Source organism: Shewanella sp. ULN5 (genome assembly GCF_030731885.1).
GTDB classification, from domain to species: Bacteria; Pseudomonadota; Gammaproteobacteria; order Enterobacterales; family Shewanellaceae; genus Shewanella; species Shewanella holmiensis.
The window spans coordinates 293905-316466 of record NZ_JAPJEE010000001.1; the positions used below are offsets into that span (position 1 = coordinate 293905).

Annotated in this window: 22 protein-coding genes; all 22 read right to left on the reverse strand. The window is 37.9% G+C overall.

Annotated features, from left to right (window positions below; translation table 11 throughout):
• Positions 1–16: 16 nt before the first annotated feature.
• Positions 17–619, reverse strand: a complete 603-nt coding sequence (locus ORI98_RS01275) for an acyltransferase (RefSeq protein ID WP_306133946.1) — start codon at positions 617–619, stop codon at positions 17–19.
• Positions 619–2103 (reverse strand): oligosaccharide flippase family protein, encoded by a 1485-nt coding sequence (locus ORI98_RS01280; RefSeq protein WP_306133947.1) that lies wholly within the window; start codon positions 2101–2103, stop codon positions 619–621. Before ORI98_RS01280 ends, ORI98_RS01275 begins: the two co-directional genes overlap by 1 nt.
• Positions 2096–3004 (reverse strand): glycosyltransferase family 92 protein, encoded by a 909-nt coding sequence (locus tag ORI98_RS01285; RefSeq protein WP_306133948.1) that lies wholly within the window; start codon positions 3002–3004, stop codon positions 2096–2098. Before ORI98_RS01285 ends, ORI98_RS01280 begins: the two co-directional genes overlap by 8 nt.
• Positions 3001–4476 (reverse strand): glycosyltransferase, encoded by a 1476-nt coding sequence (locus ORI98_RS01290; protein ID WP_306133949.1) that lies wholly within the window; start codon positions 4474–4476, stop codon positions 3001–3003. Before ORI98_RS01290 ends, ORI98_RS01285 begins: the two co-directional genes overlap by 4 nt.
• Positions 4477–4562: 86 nt before the next feature.
• Positions 4563–5354 (reverse strand): acyltransferase, encoded by a 792-nt coding sequence (locus tag ORI98_RS01295; RefSeq protein ID WP_306133950.1) that lies wholly within the window; start codon positions 5352–5354, stop codon positions 4563–4565.
• 251 nt (positions 5355–5605) lie between these two features.
• Positions 5606–6709: a DegT/DnrJ/EryC1/StrS aminotransferase family protein gene (locus ORI98_RS01300; RefSeq protein WP_306133952.1), complete on the reverse strand. Its 1104-nt coding sequence runs from the start codon at positions 6707–6709 to the stop codon at positions 5606–5608.
• Positions 6706–7155, reverse strand: a complete 450-nt coding sequence (locus tag ORI98_RS01305; RefSeq protein ID WP_306133953.1) for an acyltransferase — start codon at positions 7153–7155, stop codon at positions 6706–6708. Before ORI98_RS01305 ends, ORI98_RS01300 begins: the two co-directional genes overlap by 4 nt.
• On the reverse strand, positions 7145–7549 hold the full coding sequence (locus ORI98_RS01310) for an FdtA/QdtA family cupin domain-containing protein (RefSeq protein WP_306133954.1): 405 nt from the start codon (positions 7547–7549) through the stop codon (positions 7145–7147). Before ORI98_RS01310 ends, ORI98_RS01305 begins: the two co-directional genes overlap by 11 nt.
• Positions 7549–8094, reverse strand: coding sequence for a dTDP-4-dehydrorhamnose 3,5-epimerase (gene rfbC / locus ORI98_RS01315; protein ID WP_306133955.1), 546 nt, complete (start codon positions 8092–8094; stop codon positions 7549–7551). Before rfbC ends, ORI98_RS01310 begins: the two co-directional genes overlap by 1 nt.
• Before the next feature lie 4 nt (positions 8095–8098).
• Positions 8099–8980: a dTDP-4-dehydrorhamnose reductase gene (gene rfbD, locus ORI98_RS01320; protein ID WP_306133956.1), complete on the reverse strand. Its 882-nt coding sequence runs from the start codon at positions 8978–8980 to the stop codon at positions 8099–8101.
• The gene (rfbA, locus tag ORI98_RS01325) at positions 8980–9867 is read right to left on the reverse strand and encodes a glucose-1-phosphate thymidylyltransferase RfbA (protein ID WP_306133957.1); all 888 of its coding nucleotides are present in this window, start codon (positions 9865–9867) and stop codon (positions 8980–8982) included. Before rfbA ends, rfbD begins: the two co-directional genes overlap by 1 nt.
• A complete protein-coding gene (locus tag ORI98_RS01330) occupies positions 9867–11018 on the reverse strand; it encodes a dTDP-glucose 4,6-dehydratase (RefSeq protein WP_306133958.1) in 1152 nt (383 codons plus the stop codon). The genes rfbA and ORI98_RS01330 overlap by 1 nt, the downstream gene beginning before the upstream one ends.
• Before the next feature lie 9 nt (positions 11019–11027).
• Positions 11028–12149 (reverse strand): non-hydrolyzing UDP-N-acetylglucosamine 2-epimerase, encoded by a 1122-nt coding sequence (gene wecB, locus ORI98_RS01335; RefSeq protein ID WP_306133959.1) that lies wholly within the window; start codon positions 12147–12149, stop codon positions 11028–11030.
• A gap of 317 nt (positions 12150–12466) precedes the next feature.
• Positions 12467–13432, reverse strand: coding sequence for a Wzz/FepE/Etk N-terminal domain-containing protein (locus ORI98_RS01340; protein ID WP_306133960.1), 966 nt, complete (start codon positions 13430–13432; stop codon positions 12467–12469).
• 205 nt (positions 13433–13637) lie between these two features.
• Entirely contained in the window at positions 13638–13991 is a 354-nt protein-coding gene (locus ORI98_RS01345) for a four helix bundle protein (RefSeq protein WP_306133961.1), read from the reverse strand.
• Positions 13992–14136: 145 nt separating this feature from the next.
• Positions 14137–16905, reverse strand: a complete 2769-nt coding sequence (locus ORI98_RS01350; RefSeq protein WP_306133962.1) for an SLBB domain-containing protein — start codon at positions 16903–16905, stop codon at positions 14137–14139.
• 959 nt (positions 16906–17864) lie between these two features.
• Positions 17865–18377 (reverse strand): transcription/translation regulatory transformer protein RfaH, encoded by a 513-nt coding sequence (rfaH, locus tag ORI98_RS01355; protein ID WP_306133963.1) that lies wholly within the window; start codon positions 18375–18377, stop codon positions 17865–17867.
• Between the two features lie 391 nt (positions 18378–18768).
• Entirely contained in the window at positions 18769–19326 is a 558-nt protein-coding gene (locus tag ORI98_RS01360; protein ID WP_306133964.1) for a DUF4136 domain-containing protein, read from the reverse strand.
• Between the two features lie 190 nt (positions 19327–19516).
• Complete coding sequence (gene ruvX, locus ORI98_RS01365; RefSeq protein ID WP_306133965.1) at positions 19517–19936, reverse strand: Holliday junction resolvase RuvX; 420 nt, start codon at positions 19934–19936, stop codon at positions 19517–19519.
• A gap of 227 nt (positions 19937–20163) precedes the next feature.
• On the reverse strand, positions 20164–20775 hold the full coding sequence (locus ORI98_RS01370) for a YqgE/AlgH family protein (RefSeq protein WP_306133966.1): 612 nt from the start codon (positions 20773–20775) through the stop codon (positions 20164–20166).
• Between the two features lie 123 nt (positions 20776–20898).
• Positions 20899–21228: a stress response translation initiation inhibitor YciH gene (gene yciH, locus ORI98_RS01375; protein WP_188840990.1), complete on the reverse strand. Its 330-nt coding sequence runs from the start codon at positions 21226–21228 to the stop codon at positions 20899–20901.
• 237 nt (positions 21229–21465) lie between these two features.
• The gene (gene hemH, locus ORI98_RS01380; RefSeq protein ID WP_306133968.1) at positions 21466–22479 is read right to left on the reverse strand and encodes a ferrochelatase; all 1014 of its coding nucleotides are present in this window, start codon (positions 22477–22479) and stop codon (positions 21466–21468) included.
• Positions 22480–22562: the final 83 nt, after the last annotated feature.

Below are 22562 nucleotides of genomic sequence, written 5' to 3' on the forward strand. Positions count from 1 at the left end.
AACAATAAGTACACAGTTAACACCTGACCCATGTGCCAGTTAATTCACACCATACTTTTACAACTCTAGCCGGAACACCGCATACAATAGAATTAGAAGGTACGTCTTTAACAACGATAGAACCAGCACCAATTATCGACCCACTTCCAATACTGACATTCCCTAGTATCTTCACGGAATCACCAATCCAAACGTTATCACCAATACTAATATGACCGATAGATAATTGTCGAAAAACAGGATTAGATAGAGGAACTGAGACCTCCTCGACACCATCATAGATACCATGAGAATGGTCAGAAATTAGAACGTAACTACCTATAAGCACGTTACTGCCAATAATTATTCGATTTGTTGCTGCTAAATGAAAGTCATTGCCACAAGAAAATGAATCACCAAATTCAATTGTCGGTTCATAATCATATTCAAAATATTGTGTGATAGCATGTATCCATGCATTACGTCCACAGCTTATAGTGCCTTTGACAACAATTCGAGTTGGGTTTATAACCTTCGGGTTATTATCAATGAAAATTCTTGATTCTCGACAAAATGGCGATTTTTTAAAACAATAAGATCCTCTAAATAACTTAACGACTAAAGTTAATTTACTAATCATCACCGCCTCCATTTACTTCGCAGAACATCTGCAATATTAAATATTTGATTAAACTTGTAAATTGAAATGCTAACAGTTAACAACAAAGGTAATATGATTAAAATCCAGCTAACTACAGATGTCACGTTAGAAAAAAAACCATACATGATGATAGTTATTAAAAGCATATAACACACCGCTAGCTTTAAATATCGCATATTATAGTGAAATCCCGTTAGCCTATTTGTAAAGAAGAAAAGAATTATCATAGATAAAATAACCGCAGGAATACAGGCATATGATGTTGCCATGAGACCAAATATATCCCATAAGTATATACAGAAGCCAATATATACAATATTAAAAGAAATATCATGAATCATAGATAAGTGCCCTTTCCCTTTAGCTAATAAGATAACCCCAACAGGCCAAGAGATTAGCGTAAACATAGTGCTATACAATCTCCATTGTAATAGCTCTGTAGCTCCAAGAAATTCCGAGGAATATAAAGCATTAACAATTGGAGCCGAAAAAACCAAAAGAATGCAAACGACAGGTGCGCCAATAATTAGAGTTAACATTCCTTGTTCATTAGTGCTTTGATTAACTAATCTATTATTTTGGCTATGCGAACTTAATCTAGGGAAAAAATCAGTCAGCATAGAACTAAGAACTAGGCCAAGGTAAGTAGTTGCTATTGCATACGACGCTTGAAAGACACCAACTGATACCATATCGCTGACATCAGCAATATACCCCCTTAAAAAATACAGTGAAAGAAGACTGATGAGTGTATTAATAGTCATGAATAACCCGAGCTTGATCATATCAAGACCGGGTAACAGTTGGGACATCAAAGAAAGTTGGTGACTAAAAACAACATTTAACTTATTTAGAAATAACTTACCGATAGCGTAACTTGTTATTGAAATTAGTATTAAAGAGAAAGCAATACCATCTTCTTGAAAGAAGTAATAAACAGGTATAGACAAAATCGTTACAAAGAATCCTGTAATTAACTGGCACTGTGCCATGTACTTTATTTCTTGTAAACCTTGAATTATTGCTAACTGACTGGCAGATAAGGTTCCAAATAAGACAGCAATGGACAATAACATAACATGAAAATCATATTCATTATTACCAAAGGTCAATAGACTTAAGTAGTTACTTCCAAAGAGCAGAACTAAAAAACCAAAAGTACCTGTAACAATAGTCCATATTCGTAAAGACGAAAGAATAGCAGTTAATTTCTCAGGTTCTGAACCAGCCTTTGCTAAAGCAATTTCTTTAATTGAACTAAAATTCAACCCTAAACTACAAACTGTTCTAATAAGATCTATAAGTGATTGAAGCATACCCAGCAGGCCCACGCCTGCCGGACCAACAAAAATTGCGACAGCTTTTGTTCTAATGATACTAAAAAGTATATTTAGCACTTGGGCTCCGCCTATAATACTTATTGATTTTATTATAGTTTTATAACTTGTTTTCTCTTCATGCATCGCTATCTAAACCCTTGATAGCAAGCTTAAGCTTAATTAAGTACTTATATATTGAATAATCAACTGATGTGTTTTTGTGCTCACTGAAGTAAAAACGTTCTTGATTATATGTACTAATCTTATGATAAACATCCCCTTTTCCTGACTTGTATAAATATTCATCGTAAGATTTTGACCAATAATGATTTATTTGGATTTTTTTTGCACTATCTTTTGCATAAAGGCCAAGCATGTTAAAGATTTTATTCTGGTCGACACCAGGAATATTTACTTTTGAGTCAGTCGAACTAATTTGATGATGATTTAAATTACTGATTCCATATGATGTGTTAACTATACATTTATGTTCATAGACCCCTTCCCAACATACAATATATTGTTCGCAGACCAATTTATCTTTACATGCATCTAGTTTACCGCTAGTTCCAAACATCTTCCAAGGAATATGAATTGAAGGATATTTTTGATATTCATGTAGGAATGAATGTAAATCATTATGTTGCTTTGGCACAATAAACTCATCAATATCTAGAAACGATATCCAGGCTGATTCCGGTGCGAACCTCTTGATACAATCTTTATAAGCTGATATTTGTCCCTGCTCAACAGGCCAATCTGTCAATGTAACTATACCATTATCTATGTATGGCTTTAAAACTGAGTGATAATCATCGTCAGAAAAATTGTTGTATAGATAAAAATGTTCAACTCCGACTACCAAGTTATATTCAATCCACTCTCTGAGATAAATGGATTCATTCTTAAATATCGAACAAACTGATATATAATACTGTTTACTTCTATCAGCTTTAACACCAAAAAGAAATATATACAGTGTATAAAACAAGTGGTTAAATGGAAATAATATTAAACTGATTATTTTTTTTGCGATATGTTTCATTTTAAAACCTTGCTCATTATGATTTTCAAACTGCTTCCTAAAGCATCTAAGAAATTGTACTTGAAGTATAATAATTTCATTTCTGACAACTTAACCCTGTCATATGATTTTATATAATTATTTTCCATATCAAAATATAAGCTTGAGAACTTTTCAATATCAAAATCGTCAATTTTTTCTACACTACCAATCACTTTTGAATTCTCTACATTATTCTTAAGTTCAATAAAAAACTCTTCCTCAGTAGGTATTATGTCAAAACATTCATTAGCCTTATTAACTCTGTATGTTTTGCATGAAATTAACCTATTTATTTCATGATGTAAATCATCAAGATCATAATATGTAAATCCAATCTGTCGATTTGTAACGTTAACAAAAAGGCCTTCTGTTACATTACAAGGTATATTTTTAGATGTATAACCTATTAGAGGCTTATTATGAGACACTGCATACTGACTCATCAAGCCCCCAATAATAGGATATGTATTTAAGTATATATCAATGTTTTTAAATACACTTGATATATCACTTCGATTACCAATCAAATAAACCTTATCTTGGAGGTTATTGTCTCTAATGATTTTATTTATTGGAGAAGGTTCGCCTGAACCAGCAATCAGAACAATGGCATTAGGGTTTTCCTTACAAATCCTTACTATTATATTTAAAAATGTATTTCCTTCTCCATACATTTTATAGTAAGTACCACCAGTAAATATAATTGTTTTATCATCAGTATCAAAATCAAAACCTTTAAACTCATCGTTATTTATAATTGGGTAATAAGGCTGACGCATTATTTTATCGGCACTTATGCCTCGAAATTCATTAGAGATAAACTCACCGTAACCTCTAAAGCTTATATAATATTCAGCAACGTCTGCACCAAGCCAGAAAGCATGATCTGTTAGATCTATCAAATACTTCTTAGGTCCAGCTATGGCATGCATTGCTATTAGAGCTTCCACACTCCATGGAGCGAGATGCATAAAGATTTTTTCTGGATTATATTGACTAATTTTCTCATAAATTAATTGTGATTTTGCTATATAACTTTCGAAACTCGGCAAAACAAGTATTTCTGCCTTTTCGTGTTCATTCAGCTCTTGTATTATATTACAACATTGACTATTTTCACTTTCAAGAATATAAAGAAAATCCACATCCCATTTTTTAAGAGCCTTTATATATTGCTGTGTCAACCCTCTATTATCGTAACCAAAGCTATCATAAAATACATATTTCCCCAATTGTCCATTAAAGTTACCTTTAATTATATTTTTAATAGACAACTCTTTTATCAGTCCGTCAAGTTCTTTATCTGAATATTTAAAGTTGAAATGATATGCTATTTTACTTGCTGTTTTAATTAATTTACACGCTTCATCATACTTAGCTCTTTTGAATGCTAACTTCGCGTACTCCTTGAAGTTTACAAAGTCACATTCAACTTTTTTTCTAGTTACCATTTTTTTTCACTTTAATAATGAAAGTGCAGCTTTGACTTTCGTTCAAATTTATGACTACTCAGGTAGTTAAAACATTTAGATTGACGCTACCGTTGCCAACTTATATTAGCTTTCTTTATTACAGCAGGACAACCAACAAGCAAAACATTGCTAGGGAAATCACCATTTACATATGACTTTGCGCCTACAATTGTACCTTCCTTTATCACTGCACCTGGAGCGATCGTACACCCCTCACTAATCCAAACATTGCCTCCAATAGAAACAGGTTTATTTACTAATTTACCATTTATTTTATGATTATTAGAGTCGGTAATATAGCAACCCCAAGATATAATTGTCCCTTCTCCTATTTTTATATCATCGCAACAGATTATTTTACTATCAGATGTTATTCCAGATAAGCGGTTACATTTACTGCCAGATAATGATAACTTGGAGTTTTCACCTACATTAATGATGCAACCATTTCCAATATAGAAACTGTTATCTATATTAACTTTTGAGTTTTTCGAAAAAACAAAAACAGTTCTTTCAACACCATAATTAAATGATTCAAAAACAAAAGGTATTTTTGTTTTTGAAGTTATAATACAGTCTTTTGATTTTTTGATCACGACTCTAAAAACAGTTGATTTAAAAAATACTTTAGGGACAAATGAAACTCCGAAGAGTTTATAAGAAATAAATAAAGAGTATAAGTAACAAATTAAAAAATCCACACCTAAATAATATGGCCTTTCCCATAGGCGAAAAATTAAACAATAAAGAATAAGGTTACTTTCTTCATATGACCGAATTCTTTTTTTTATTCTTTTTATCAAATTATACACTCCAACTTTATATACACAGCGCGTAACACCAGCATAATCTACCACAACAAGCCGTAAAGATTAGGAGGTCAATAATCATCATTTACCTACGAGCCTTGAAGGACTAAAATTAATGAGGATTCCTTTAAAAATCAAATAACCTTTAATTGTAACAAGGCCTGCCCGTTAAAATATTACTATTTACAGAGTAAAAACATAAAGCCAACTCTGATAATCATTATTTTATACCCGAAAATGGCAAAATAAAGATGATGCCTTTACTATAAAGGACATAATCTTTATAGCTCTACCTAAACTTACATTTTAAAGTTATTGACCAATTCAATAACGGTATCAATATTAGACTCACTCATGGTAGGGTCAAGTGGTAAGGAAAGTATCTGTCGATGAATCATCTCAGTGATTGGCTTTGATTGCTTATTCCAATCGCTGTAAGCTTGCTGTTTGTGGGGAGGAATAGGATAATGAATCAATGTTTGTACATCATATTCAGCAAGCCAATTTTGCAGTTCTTCACGCTCTTCTGAGCAAACTACAAAAAGATGCCAAACATGTCCAGCTTCGGTATCAACGTATGGCAATTTAATGAATGGGTTTTTAATTTCATCACGGTAACGTTTAGCAATTTCCTGACGACGTACTGTAACCGATTCTAAATGAATAAGTTTAACCCTTAACATGGCCGCTTGAATTTCATCTAATCGGCTATTAACGCCTTTAAAATCATTTTTGTATTTCTCATGAGATCCATAATTACGTAATGCACTTATAACACGGTACAATTCGTCACTATCAGTTGTAATTGCTCCAGCGTCCCCTAAAGCACCAAGATTTTTCCCTGGGTAAAAACTAAATGCTCCGACATCTCCCCAAGAGCCAGCCTTTTTCCCATCGATCATTGCACCATGTGCTTGTGCACAATCCTCTAATACCAGCAAACTATGCTTTTTAGCTAATTGCATGATTTCTTTCATTGGTGAAATTTGTCCATATAGATGGACAGGTAAAATCACTTTTGTTTTAGCTGTAATACTTTTAGCTATTCCATCAGCGGTTAAATTAAAAGTTTCAGGATCTGGTTCGACTAATACTGGAGTTAGCCTATTCGCAGAAATTGCAAGGATTGAAGCTATATAAGTATTGGCTGGTACTATTACTTCATCACCCTCTTTTATTTTTCCCAGTTCTATCCATGCTCGAAGTGTAAGAATTAAAGCATCAAGTCCATTTGCAACGCCAATTGAATGCTTACTACCACAGTATTCGGCAAACTCTTCCTCAAATGAAGCTAACTCTTTACCCATTATGTACCAGCCTGAGTCTATGACTCGACTGCAGGCCTCTTTTAGTTCTGTTTGATATTGCTCATTTATTGCTTTTAAATCTAAGAAAGGGATCATTTATTTATTTCTTTTGCTGGATTACCAACTACTGTGGTGTGAGGTTTAACATCTTTGGTAACTATTGCTCCCGCACCTACCATGGCATATTCACCAATGGTGATTCCTGGTAGTATCGTTGCATTAGCACCAATTGAGGCATTACTTTTTATAACCGTTTTTAAAAATACTTCTGGGTATTCCTTTGAGCGAGGGGATTTATCATTTGTGAATGTGACATTCGGCCCAATAAAAACCTTATCTTCAATTTCAATTCCGTCCCAAATTTGAACACCGCTTTTAATCGTGACCTGATTTCCAATTTTTACATCATTTTCAATCAAGCAATGAGAACAAATGTTACAGTCAACGCCAATCACAGCCTGCGGTAATACCACACAAAACTGCCAAATATTAGTACCTTCGCCTATGTTATTTGATTGTACGTCAGATAAATTATGAATCATGAGTAGCCATCTCTATGAATTCTTGATAATCGCGAATATAGTCTGATTCGTCATAAAATGAATCAGCTAAAACAAGTAAAACGCAGTCTTCTGAAAAATCATACATTTCACGCCAAACAAATGATTCAATAAATAGCCCTTGCGATGGGTTATCCAGTAATAGTTCTATTTTTTCTTTTCCATCATCTAACAAAAAACGACAAGATCCTTTAAGCACAATGGCCAACTGCTTGAGTTGTTTATGCGCGTGAAAACCACGCCTTACTTTTTCTTTAGTGTCAAATATATAATACACTCGCTTAATGGTAAAAGGCATATTTTTATGACCTTCAAGGGAGACTAAAGAACCTCTTTCATCACCATGACTTTGAAATTGTATAAATTTTATATCCACTAGACCCCCTTCAAGCTTTTGAAACTTAAACCGCTTTCGTCTTTTTCAGACAAGAATGGTATATTATTAAAGGGCCACTTAATACCTATATCAACATCATTCCATGCAATGCTAATTTCTGCGTTCGGATTATAATAATCTGTGCACTTATAAACGAATTCAGCTTCATCACTTGTAACATAAAATCCATGAGCAAATCCTTCTGGTACCCATAATTGTCTTTTATTCTCAGCAGACAAATACTCCCCAACCCACTGTCCGAATGTTGGAGATCCCTTTCGAATATCAACCGCCACATCAAATACCTCTCCAGAAACTACACGAACTAGTTTCCCTTGAGTATTTTCACTCTGGTAATGTAAACCACGCAAAATCCCTTTCTTGGATTTTGAATGGTTGTCTTGCACAAATTGTGTAGGTTTGCCTGTAACTAACTCTTCAAATCTCTTTTGATTCCAAGTTTCCATAAAGAATCCGCGTTCATCACCAAACACACTTGGCTCTATAATTTTTACATCAGGAATACTAGTATTTATCACTTTCATATTATTATCCTGTATATGCATGAATATTATCTAATGCTAATTTCCAGTCACTAGCTTCAATTGAAAATACATTATTGATCTTATCGGTATTTAAGCATGAGTTACTTGGTCGTTTTGCAGGGGTTGGGTATTGCGACGTTTCAATACTGCTTAAGTTTGGTTTTGTCTTGATAACACCTTGCTCAAGTGCTTTATCAAAAATAATCTGAGCAAACTCATACCAACTCACATGAGGTAAACCTGAGTAATGATATATGCCGTACTCAACAGTATCACCTTGGGTGATGTCATTAGCGATTTGAATTAACGCGTTAGCAATATCACCTGCGTATGTAGGCCCACCAAATTGGTCACCAACAATTCCTAATGCATCATGAGTTGTGCCTATACGTAGCATAGTTTTTACAAAATTATTGCCATTTTCGCCAAAAACCCATGCTGTACGAAGAATAATATGTTTGTCACAAGCTTCTGCTACGGCAACTTCTCCTGCAAGCTTACTATCACCATAAATACCTTGTGGATTAGTAGAGTCAGTTTCTACATAGTCACTATTTTTATTGCCTTCAAAGACATAATCCGTTGATATATGGAGTATGGTGGCTCCAACACCTTGTGCAGCTAGTGCTAGGTATTTGGGGCCGTCACGGTTAATTGCATAAGAAAGCTCTATTTCCTCTTCAGCTTTATCAACTGCGGTATACGCCGCTGCATTAATAATGACAGTAGGTTGAAATTCAACCACCGTAGCATTTACGGCATCTTGATCAGTAATATCAAGGCGGTCTCTATCAAGCGCTAACACTTCTACATTAGTATCCTTAGTTAGTTGCTCTGTAAGGCTACAACCAACTTGTCCATTACATCCCGTAATCAAAACACGCATTAACTCGTAGCCTTTTTTTGGTTTTCGCCCACTAACCGAGTTAAATACTGACCGTACTCATTCTTCATCATAGGCTTGGCAAGGGATAACACTTGCTTATCGCTTAACCAACCATTTCGCCATGCAATTTCTTCTAAGCAAGCCACTTTTAAGCCTTGAACATTTTCAATGGTTTGAACAAAAGAAGAAGCTTCATGAAGACTTTCATGAGTGCCTGTATCTAACCAAGCAAAGCCACGACCTAATAATTCTACGTTCAATAAGCCATCATTAAGGTACATTTCATTTAAAGTGGTAATTTCAAGTTCACCGCGATGAGAAGGTTTAACTTGTTTTGCCATTTCAACAACGCGGTTATCGTAGAAATAAAGACCTGTAACGGCGTAGTTTGATTTTGGTGTCTCAGGTTTCTCTTCGATAGATACAGCTTTCATATCTTGATCGAACTCAACCACACCAAAACGCTCGGGGTCTTTCACTTGGTAGCCAAACACAGTGGCTCCTGATTCACGCGAAGCGGCACTTTTTAAAGTATTTGAAAAAGACTGACCATAGAAAATGTTATCGCCTAGTACTAAACAAACGCTATCATCACCAATAAACTCTTCACCAATGATAAACGCTTGTGCTAAGCCATCAGGACTTGGTTGAACAGCATACTCTAGGTTGATGCCAAAATCAGAGCCGTCGCCCAATAATCGCTTAAAGCCTGCAATATCTTCAGGAGTTGTAATAATTAAAATATCTTTAATGCCAGCCAACATTAAAGTAGAGATTGGATAAAACACCATAGGTTTATCATAAATTGGAAGAAGCTGTTTTGATACACCTCGAGTCAATGGATATAAACGAGTGCCGCTGCCACCGGCTAATACAATACCTTTCATTACGCTTCTTCCTTCGTAGTCGATGACTCTACACCTAGACGTTCTCGCTGATAACTACCATCTTGTACGTGTTGACACCATTCTTGGTTAGTTAAATACCATTGAATAGTCTTTTTAAGGCCTGTTTCAAACGTCTCTACTGGCGTCCAACCTAACTCACGCTGCATTTTACTTGAATCAATTGCGTAACGTCTGTCGTGGCCTGGTCTATCTGTAACATAGGTTATTTGCTCTTTGTACTGAGTTTCTTTTGGCACTAAAGAATCCAAAATTGAGCAAATAGTTTGAACGACTTCTAAGTTCTGCTTTTCGTTATGACCACCAATGTTGTAGGTTTCACCAACAACACCTTCAGTCACAACTTTATATAGTGCCCTAGCGTGATCTTCAACATATAGCCAATCGCGAATTTGATCACCTTTACCATATATAGGTAATGGCTTTCCTTCTAATGCATTTAAAATAACCAATGGGATCAGTTTTTCAGGAAAGTGATATGGACCATAATTATTAGAGCAGTTTGTTACTATTGTTGGTAAGCCATAAGTTCTTAGCCAAGCGCGAACAAGATGGTCAGAACTAGCCTTAGATGCAGAGTAAGGGCTTGAGGGTTCGTATGATGTCGTTTCGGTAAATAAAGGTAGCGATTTATTGGCTGAAGGCTCATTATTCGCTGAAGACTCTTTACCCGTTGATGGCTCTATACCATCTTCAATATCATCCGGATGTGGTAAATCGCCATAGACTTCATCGGTAGAAATATGATGGAAACGAAATACTTTCTTAGCATCTTCAGATAATGTGTTCCAATACGCTCTTGTCGCTTCAAGAAGCGTATAAGTGCCGATGATATTAGTCTGGATGAAATCTGCAGGCCCCGTGATTGAGCGATCTACGTGGGACTCTGCTGCCAAATGCATCACAGCGTCAGGTTTGTACTTTGAGAAGACTCTGTCTAATTCAGCGCGGTCACAAATATCAACTTTTTCGAAAACATAACGTTCACTAGAATCGATGCTTGCTAATGACTCTAAGTTACCTGCATAGGTTAATTTGTCGACATTGATAACACTATCTTTTGTATTATTAATGATATGTCGCACTACTGCAGAGCCGATAAACCCTGCACCACCTGTTAGTAATATTTTCATCTGTTCAATTTAACCTATAAAATTTAAAATTCTTTGGCACGCGTGACCATCGCCATAAGGATTATGAGCAAAGCTCATCTTTTTGTATGCTTCGTCGTTGGTCAATAAAATATTCAAGTTATCCACGATGACGTTAACATCGGTTCCAACTAGTTTTACCGTTTCAGCTTCAACAGCCTCAGGTCGCTCAGTGGTATCACGCATAACTAGAACTGGTTTGCCTAAAGAAGGGGCTTCTTCTTGAATACCACCAGAATCTGTTAGAATTATGTTTGAACGCATCATTAAATAGATAAATGGAAGGTACTGCTGCGGCTCAATGAGGTAAATATTCTCGATTTCAGCCAAGATACGATTTACCGGTTCACGAACATTTGGGTTTAGGTGCATTGGGTATAAAATCTGCGTATCTGGATGCGCTTTTGCTGTTATCGCTAAAGCTTCGCAAATACGTTCGAAACCACCGCCAAAACTCTCTCGTCGGTGTCCTGTAACAAGAATTAACTTCTTATCTTCATCTAAGAATGGAAACTGTGATGCAAGCGTTCGCTTTAAGTCTTCATCGTTTTGAATTTTATCTTTAACCATTAACAATGCATCGATAACGGTATTACCTGTGACAGTGATATCAACAGGGTTAAAATTCTCTTTAAGCAGATTTAGCTTAGATGTTTCAGTAGGAGCAAAATGGAACTTCGTTAAGGCGCCGGTTAAGCGGCGATTACCTTCTTCTGGCCAAGGCGAATAAATATTACCAGTACGCAGACCTGCTTCTACGTGCCCAACAGGGATCTGCTCGTAATAAGCTGCAAGACTTGCCGCAAATGTGGTAGCTGTATCACCGTGCACAAGCACAACATCTGGTTTAAATTCTTCTAGTACAGGTTTCAATTGCTGAATGATTTTAGCTGTTACGTCATTTAATGTCTGACCCGATTTCATCAAGTTCAGATCATAGTCAGGTGTGATCTCAAATAGTTCAAGGACTTGATCAAGCATTTCACGGTGCTGAGCAGTGACGCAACATTTTGCTTCAAAGCGCTCATCCGATGCTAAAGCATGAACCAATGGAGCCATTTTAATTGCTTCCGGTCTGGTACCAAATACCGTAAGTACTTTCTTTTTTGTCATTAGATCCGACCTGATTTGAGTATTCCCTCTGGATGAGGAATTGAATAATCACACTTTTCAATCTCAGCCTGTAGAACCAAGCTGAGACACTTTTAATCCATTTTGAGACAGTCGCACTTATGTCTAAGTAAGCGGTATCCCTTATAAACCTAGGGTTTGGCTGTTTTTCTGCTTTTTGTCTTAAAACAGTCCCAATAGGCTATAAAAATCATATTTGTTAACAGTTTACTGAACACTACGTTTACGGAACGCTGCGCTTACAGATTTTAGCCCCGTCCTCGAATGCTATTACCGGGGATTCTAGGTTCTGCAAAATATTAATCTTCTTTTCTTACAAAATGTCTGATTAATACCAACATCACCGCTAACATGCCGCCTAACATGGTGCCTAATACACATATTAGCGCGCGTTTAGGGCCGGCTTTTTCTTCTGGTACTAATGCTGGGTCAATTGTTTTAAAGACATATTCTTCACGTACTTCGGCAAACATAATGGTTTTAGCTTGCTCTTCGATTAACTTGTAAAGAATTGAGCGGATATCGGCTACGTTTGTTTGTTCGATTTTACTTTCTAAAAACGCGGTGCTTTTTATGGCTTCTGCAACATCACGTTCTTTCATGACTTTGTTGATGTCTTGAATTAACCAGTTAACCCACTGCTGAGCGATAAATGGCGATAAGTGCTCGACAGATATTTTCACCATACCGGTTTCTTTGTCGGTACTTACAGCAACCTTTTGACTGAACACTTTAAAGGCTTCTTGCATTGAAGGTTCAGGCTTAAAGGGGGCTTGTACCTCGCGGATCCATTTATTGTCATTGACAAGGTATATTTCATCATCATAACTGATTGTGTTTTCAGCCATGTTCCAGCTTTTAATGGCCATCAAATCAGGTAAAAGATTATGTTGTTGAATAAAGGTGCTTGTAAATTGGCGTGACTTCATCACCTCGATGGCCATTTGGGTTTTATCCACGCCACTTTTACCGCCAAGGTTAATACCGGCCATTGAAGCTAAACCACCAAACTGCCCAGCTAGCGCAGCTAAACCACCACCGCCTTGTTCTGTATCTGCAGGCGCTAATAACGCTTCTGATTTGTAGGTATTAGGCTGGCTAATGGCAAAAAGCACTGAGCCAATGGCGAATACTGCAGTAATGGCAATGATGAGCCACTTGCCTTGCCAGATGACAGAGAATAACTCGCGAAGGTCTATTTCATCGTCAGCAACTTGCTGGGGAAATGTAACATCTTGCTGGTATTTTGTAACTTCTATAGACATTTAAATCTTATCTCATTATTTAAGTATTCGAATACGGTTGACGGAACGCTCGCAAGCTCTCTTACAGAACGCTTCGCTTACAGCTCCAAGCTAAGAGAAGAGCTGAACGGTCAGCGACCTTAAGCTGAGACCAACGATAGCAAGCTCGTTTACGGATAACAGAACGCTTCGCTTAAGGTAAGAATTTAAAGCCAAAGCCCTCTCACTAAACGTTATTGCGGGCTTTTATACTCTTTATCAATCCAGCAAGCATTGCCGATACTCTCTCTGATTTAGTAAGTAGCTCATCCACGAATTTAGTTTCTAGATAGCCTATATCTTTACCTATCATCGCCTGTGTCATAACTTCGGCTAGCGATGCTTTAGCAATATACAAAAACTGTATTTGCTCTTTTGAACCCTGCCGTTCAATTCCCTCTGCAATGTTCGAAGGAACAGAAAGACCTGAACGAGTAATTTGGTCTTTGAATCCCCAATCCCTCAACTCTTTAGTCTCTATGTATATTGAACACGACAGTTGATAACTTAGCTGCCAAACTTCTAAAGTTTGAAATTTCATAACCATCCTTGGTTGTTATTGCAATAAACGCTAAGTTCACCGAAGACTGAAACCTTCACTTTCGGGTTTAACCGTAAGGCCGGAGGCCGTTCCGTAATCCACAGTGACTAAGTCACGTCCTAGCAATGTTGAGTTCTACATTACCCTACAACGTCGAGATTGTGGCTAGAGCGATTGCTGAGTTGTAGATGATGGTCGTAATTTGAGTCCACAGGGTTAGATTGTCTTTGTATTCTGTATCTAGTGGCACGACGATAGTGTCGCCTGGTGAAAGGGTCGCATTTCCGCTGAACCATAGGCTTGCTACAGGTAACATTACCGAGCCATCGGCTTTGATGATATAGGTGCGGTCATCATCTGCACGCTCTCTTGGGCCACCAGACATATCTAAGTAATTATCTAACGTTAGGCCATCTTTAAATCTGTGGGTTGCTTGATGCTGAACTTCACCCATAACAGAAACCGTTTGCTTAACGGTTGGTACATACAAAATATCACTATTTTCTAGCTGGATATCTGCTTCTGGGATCCCTAAGCTAATGGCATTTAGGTCAACAACCAAACGCCCAACAGCCTTAATATTTTCTAAATCGGTTAACATAAGCTGTGCATCGGCATAATTCACTACCGTGCCGTCTTTTGATACACCTCGGGTAGCAATATCACGACGTAATTGATCCGCTAACTTTTTAATCTCGAGTTGCTCTTGATTTTTAATTGAATCACGAACAAACACCGCTGCACTTGGGAATGCAAAATCAGTAAAGCCGCCCGCTCGTGTTAGTACATCAGATAAGCGCTCACCACGGCGGATATTGTACGTACCTGGGAATTTAACTTCACCACGAATTTCAATCACTTTGCGCTCTTGCCATTCTGGTGTAGTCAATACGGTTAACATGTCACGGCTTTGTAAACTGATATTATCTTCTGGCATACCAAGTAAAACGCCATTGATATTCACATTTGTATGGGTAATGTCTGCCAGTTCATCGGTATCCTTGGCTCTTGTCAATTCAGCGCGTTCTACATAAGCTCCTTCAGATAACCCACCTGCTGCAATCAGTAATTCAGCCACATGAGCATTTTGCGTAAGCGGATAAACACCAGGGTGCCTAACTTTGCCACCAATCGCGACAATGCTAACGCCTTGACTCACCTTAAGCTGCAGTGACAGTCGGTTAAGTATTGGATAAAGTAGCTCGCTTCTGCGCATTGAATGACTTAGCTTTATCAAATCTCTGTCTTCAAAAAGATTTGTCAGCATTTTTTCTACTTCGTTTTTAACTACATCATCTTTTTCTTCAACACTGCCAGTAATGGCTACGCCGGCAATTGAACTTCTATAACGATTATCCAACGAGGTATTGAGTGAGTTAAAGCCACTTTCAAAGGTGTCATTACTGACTAGGGCTTCACCCCTTAATGAAGATATTTTTTTAATGCGCGTTTGAATTAATTTGTTTAATTCATAACGGTTCAATGTTTTATCATTGAAATTAAATACAATTACTTTATCGCGAGGTTGTAATAATAAATTTTGATCAGATTGCGGCTCATTAATCGCCTTACCTAATGCGAATTGAAAAACGTTGATATCGCCATATTTATTTGTTTCACGTACAACTAATGCATAATCTAAATCGACATTTGCAGACAAATCGCCCCATATAGAAGACAGTAAATGACTTACTTTTTGACCCGCTTGCCATTGGTATTTACCTGGGCGAACCACAGCACCAACAATGGTTACGGCATCTTCATATTGTAGTGAGGCATTTTTAACACGAACCACATCACCTGCTTTTGCCTTAACTTGCGCGCCTTTGTTGGTCGTTAAATCTACGTTAACAATGGTTTTTAAGCCATTGGCATTATAACGTTCGATACTGGTCGATTTTGAATAAGCAGCTTGAGTTACACCTGCTGCCATTTTGACAATATCCGCAACCGTTTCACCGGTTTTTAACTCATAAATAGCAGGACGACGCACTTCACCAGTTACCGAAACCAAACCGCCCACTGAAGGAATAAAGACTACGTCACCTGAACGAAGACCGATGTCACCTGAAGCATCACCTCGAAGTAATAGGTCATACATATCAAAGGTGCCGACTAACTTGCCGCTACGCTTCACCTGTATGTTTCTGAGGCTGCCGATTTCATTCACACCACCGGCTACAAATAAAGCTTGGGTAATAGTCGATAAGCTAGAAACTGTATATGAACCTGATTTATAAGCATCACCTGCAACAAATATTCTAATTGAGCGTAATTCGCCCATAGAAATATTTGATTCAATACCTATCATTTGTTGCTTAATACGTTGTTGTAATTGTTCACGAAGTTCAGAAAAACTTAAGCCATTAACCGAAATAGGGCCTAATTCAGGAAACTGAATAGTGCCATCGCGGTTAATGTTAAGGGTGTATTCTTTATTATCTTTACCAAATAATTGAACCTTAATAGTATCGCCAGGGCCAACCTTATAATCGCTGGGAACTGGTACATCAGTTACAGGTGCAAAAGTGGATGGTTCGCCGGCGAACATGTCGTAGCCAAAACGTTTTAACTCGCCTTTTTGGTTGTCGTCTGTAAAGTCAAAGTCGTCAGTTTTTTTCTTGGCATTAGCAATATCTTTCTCGGCATCAGCGTTATCTTTCTCAGAATTATCTTTCTCAGTATTACGCTGTGATACAACTTCAGGATTAGAAATCTGAGCAGCTTGTTGACCACCAGCAAGCACACTAGGATCGATTCCGTATTGCTTGGCAATTCGTTGTTGCTCTGATTTCGGCAATTGTTTAAATTGCTCAATCATTTGCGGTGAAGGCGTGATAGCAAGCGCTGGCGAGCTAATGATAATAAGGGCAGATAATCCTGCAATGAACATGTTTTTGGTTTTATGGAACACCAGGTATCTCCGATATTATTGGTTTTGAAATTGGTTCTAAGATTAGACTCTAGATTCTAGATTCTAGATTCTAGGTTGATAGAGCCTGTTGATTGTGTTGCTAGGCTCTATTCATAAAATTTGGTCGGCAAGCTTGCCGAACTTTAAAGCTCTATGCTACCGATTATTCCATATACTCCACCCTGCGGGCTTGCTAAAGCAATTTTGAAGTGTTCCTGACACTTCAATCGCGTGGCGGGCGAGACGCCCTGATGAAATACGTCCTGTATTTCACTCTTCGAGCCAGCTAAAGCTGTTAATAATTGTTCCTGACAATTATTTTCGGCGTTCACTAAAAGACAGAAACTTTCATTCGATGTCCTTTATAAAATACGTCCTGTATTTTCCCCTTCGGGCCAGACTAAAGCTGTTAATAATTGTTCCCGACAATTATTTTCGGCGTTCACTAAAAGACTAAAAGATCACAATTATCAGAAAGGTCACGACCTTGCTTTCAAGATCTATGCTACCGATCCGCGTAGCGGGCGAGACGCCCTTCGGCTTATAGCTAAACGAATGAAACTGTTCATTCGATGTCCTTCGGACACGCTACCGCCCATAGATTTCGGCTTCTATATTGCCCTTCGCGGTGCGAAATGTCTGATTTTGTTCTAGATAGAATGATTAGTCTAAAACTGAACCAATCTTAAAAGTGCGCCGTATTATAGCTTATGTTTGTGCTTAAATATGCACATAATTCAACCATTCAATATTAAATGACTGATTTGTTACACATACGATTTAAAAAAATTGCACCAGCCTGTTACAAAAAAGCTAAATAAATGATTTTAAATAGTTATCTATTGGCATTCTGTTAACGAATGATTTTTTCAGTAACCGGCCAACCAATGTAAATGGTCAATGTCTTACAAGCATAGAAGCGAATATCTAATGCATGTTTATTTTTCAAGCAACAAAAATCACTTACTCCCACTCTCTTCGGTAAGTTTTTTTATGCTGGTTTCATCCACTAATATGCGCTTTTGCTGGCCCATAATATTGAACAATACATAGCAACGTTTTTCGGCATTTCGCTCTTCAAAGATGGCTTGTAAATCAATAAATGGACCTTCTATGAACTTCACCTTATCGCCTTTTTGAATGCCTTTTTCCTGTTTGGGTATATGCGCATTAACCCGGCGTTTAATCTCATTGATTAAACGATCATCAATAGGCGTCATAACCTCTTTACAACCAATGATGCGGCTAGCGCCTCGGGTTGAGTGGATCTTACTGACACTGAATTCTGTTGGGTCAAAATGAATAAACAGGTAATTTGGAAATAGTGGCGTTTCGACTATTTTAGTGATCGATTTTATTGTTTTTGATTCTTTAATCATTGGCAAATAGCTTTCAACTTGTTGAAGCGCTAGGTTTTGCAGTGCACGTAATTCTTCACGTGGTTTACAGTACAAAAGATACCAAGATTTCATTGGAAGGGTCACTCAATTAAAAAATGCGAAGGTCCTTATCACCGTCGTGAATTCTAACAAATGCTTTTTTGAGGGTAAAGAAAAATACCCCCACATATCCTTATTTTTAGACTCCAGACTCTAAAAATGTCTTCGCCCAGTTTTAACTGACATTATGTTGAAGCAATGAGGTGGCAATAAGGCAGCGATTTGGAAATATTTAGATTAAATTTTAGATAGTTGGGTTAACTTTAGATAGTTGGGTTAACTTTAGATAATTGGGTTAACTTTAGATAATTGGGTTAACTTTAGATAATTGGGTTAACTTTAGATATCAGGCGAGAGAATTGGTTTTATTTGTTCAATTAAGAAACAGCTGCGCTTGTTAGCGCAGCTTGCACTGGTTTGTAAATTATTCTGCTGGCTGAGGTGGAAAAGCTGACATCACTTGGCCAATGGCGTTGTTGATAATCTCAACTCGCTCTTGTGGGGTGTTGTGATCACGAATCGTATCAGCAACACTGCCTCGCCAGACTAACTTATCCGTTTTGTTATCGACTAAATCGATGATCAAAGTGCCGACTTCATATTCACGTACTGTTGTTTGGGTCTGCATTGAACCGCCCCATCCCCAACCAGGACCGTAATATGGGTTATATCCAAAGTTATTGTTAAAGGTATCTACATTGATTTTTTTATCGACTTTGGTGAGATAATTCACCAATAAATCGGCTTCTTCCACTGATGCCTTAGTTAATCCTTTCGCGGCCATTTGGTTGTCAACGGCATCTCTTACACGCTGATCAAGTAGACCGTCTAGATGATAACCTTCATCGGTAGTTTTAGCTTCAACCCAAGCAAAGGTTTTAAATTGGTTAAACGACACCGCTGGGTCGAAATCTGTATTGATTTTTAATGTGCTGCACGCACTTAAAGCTAATACTGCTGCGGCTAAAAACAACTTCTTCATAAAGACTCCAAATACAACACGTTAATTCATTGTTAGCTTATAGACAGCTAAATGATTGTCAAGTAAATCTAACTGCTAGAGGCTAGAGTGCTAGAAGCTAGAAGCTAGAGTGCTAGAGTGCTAGAGTGCTAGAGGCTAGAGGCTAGAGTGCTAGATTCTAGATTCTAGATTCTAGATTCTAGATTCTAGATTAAAACTGGTTTTCAAAGTAACTTTCAATGATCAGCACTGCAGAAACCGCATCAACCTGCCCTTTAGTCAGCGCTTTAAATCCGCCGAGTTCAAATAATCGTGCTTTGGCGTCTGCAGTGGTTAACCGTTCATCTTGAGTTGCGACTTTTATACCAAAACGGCCATTAATGCGGTTAGCAAACTTGCGCGCTCGCTGGGTCATTTCTTGCTCGGTACCATCCATATTCAGTGGTAGACCGACAACAACTAAATCCGGTTGCCATTCTTGAATTAACTTACCAATGTCATCCCAATTAGGAATACCGTCAACCGCTTTAATTGACATCAGCGGGCTAGCACTGCCTGTTATAGCTTGGCCAATGGCGATGCCAATACTTTTGGTACCATAGTCAAAACCTAGTACGGTTTGTGGGTGCATGATTTTCTCATTATAAAAATAGGTGCAGACTTCTAGCTTCTAGCCTCTAGCCTCTAGCCTCTAGCCTCTCGCTTCTAGCCTCTAGCCTCTAGCCTCTCGCTTCTAGCCTCTAGCCTCTCGCTTCTAGCCTCTAGCCTCTAGCCTCTAGCTTCTAGCTTCTAACTTCTAGCTTCTAGCTTCTAGTTTCTAGCTTCTAGTTTCTAGCGACTAAACGCTATGTGCCTTCATTAAGCATGGCCAATTTGTGATGATATTTGCCACATATCAAATCCAAGTTGCTTTGAGGCAATATCCCATAAATGCTCGGGGTCTTTAGAATACAGTAACTCGGGTGTCGCTTTTATCGTTAGCCAGGTATTATCGGCTAACTCCTGTTCTAACTGGTCTTTACCCCAGCCCGCATAACCTAATGCAACGATATAATCGGTTGGCGATTTGGCCGTACCAATTGATGACAGTACATCGCGAGATGAGGTTAGCATGCAATACTCGCTGATCTGATGGCTATTCAACCAATTGGACTGCGGACTATGCAATACAAATCCTCTATCGGGTGAAACAGGTCCACCAACCAATACCTGTGAATTGATATAAAATGCCGTTTCTGGTGGCGGATTTAGACCCATTTGCTCTAATAAATCTTCCAGCTCAATACCGATAGGACGATTGATAATTAATCCCATGGCCCCTTTTTCGTCATGCTCACAAACATAAATGACGCTACGTTCAAAAAAAGTTTCCTCAAGTGAGGGCATAGCTATCAACAAATAACCTTGTAAGTTATCGCCTTTTAAACGACTTTTTTGTGCTTCTTTTAGATTCGTTTTAGATTCATCCATAATCAGTCTCTCTTGTTAAATAATGAGTCTAAATGCATCAACTTTCACGATAGGTTGCTGGAGATTGTTGATGTTTAAAAGTTGTTTTTTCAAAAACAGCCCCTAGCACATCAGCTAGTTCTTTTAACCACCCGCTAACTTTACCGTATAATTCATTTTTTCTAGCAAGGTTTTCAATTGTTCACGATTGTCTGTTTGTACTTCAATGGTAAAGTCTTTGACCGTACCACCGCAGCCGCATTGCTTTTTAAGCTTTTGTGCCAATGCTTTTAGTTCAGTTTGATCCAAACCTAAGCCTTTAATGACACTCACACCTTTGCCTTTGCGGCCTTTACTGTCTTTGTGAATACGCACAATGCCATCGCCTTCTGGCACAGCATCTACTATTTTATCGGGTTCAATTCTGCCTTTATCGGTACTGAAAACTAGGGCTATGTTGGGATCTATTCTCATAACTTATATGCGTTAACCATTGTTATGTTGAGTCTAACAAATTGATATAGATGAAGCGAGATGTTGCAACGAGGTTCTAGCGTCTATGGGCTAGATGCAAGAGCCTAAAGCTAATAAGGGCTTCGCATAGCTGGTGCGCTATAAAAGATTGCTTCGATGTAAAGTAAGGTTGTTAGGATTAAACACTGTCTAAGTAGGCCCAAGAAGGACGAAGTGCGCCTTCGTCCTTTACTTGCTTTATAGATAAGGTTTAACGATATTAGCCATCATTTTGATATGGTCATCGTTGGCATTCAAACATTCAATGTATCTGAAGTTTTTGCCACCAGCGCCTTCAAATACGTGACGATTTTCACCTTGAATTTCTTCTAGGGTTTCTAAACAGTCGGCACTAAAGGCGGGGCAAATTACCGCAATATCATTAATCCCTTTTGCTGGTAATGCTTCAATTGTCGCATCGGTATAGGGTTGTAACCATTTAGCTTTACCAAAGCGCGATTGGAATGTGGTGATATAATCGTCTTCAGTTAATCCCAGTTTTTCAACCACTAAGCGGGTCGTTTTCATGCAAAAGCAATAATAGGGATCGCCCAAATGTAAATTGCGTTCTGGCATGCCGTGATATGACAACACTAACTTTTGCGGTTTACCGTTTTTATCAAAGTCTTGTTGAATTGAATTTGCTAACGCATTTATCAAGTCTGGGTGATCGTGATAAGTATTAATAAAGTGCAATGCTGGCAGGTAACGCCATTTACATAACTCTTTGGCTATGGCATCAAATGCCGATGCTGTTGTAGGCGCTGCATATTGAGGGTAAAGCGGTAATACCACTAATTTATCAATACCTTGCTTGTGCATATCTTGTAAGGTTGAGGCTACCGATGGCGAGCCATAACGCATAGCAAGGTGCACTGACGCGTTAACGCCCGATGTCGCTAACAAATCAGCCAACTTTGATTGTTGTTGTCTGCTAATTGCTAATAATGGCGAACCTTCTTCTGTCCAGATCTCTTTGTAAAGCGCCGCTGACTTTGCCGGACGAACACGCAAAATAATACCGTGTAATATCATCATCCAAATTAGCTTTGGAATTTCAACCACCCGAGGATCCGCTAAAAACTCTGCAAGATAACGCCTAACCGCTGATGCTGTTGGTTCATCTGGCGTACCTAAGTTAACTAATAATACGCCTGTTTTACCACGTGCACTGTGACCTGTTTCTTTGTCTAACCCTGAGAATCGCGCCAAAACTCGCTCCTAGTTTTTATTGTTTTGTATCGTACTTTTTAATCTAAAAAGGATATTATTTTTACGTCTTGTTGTCCCAATAT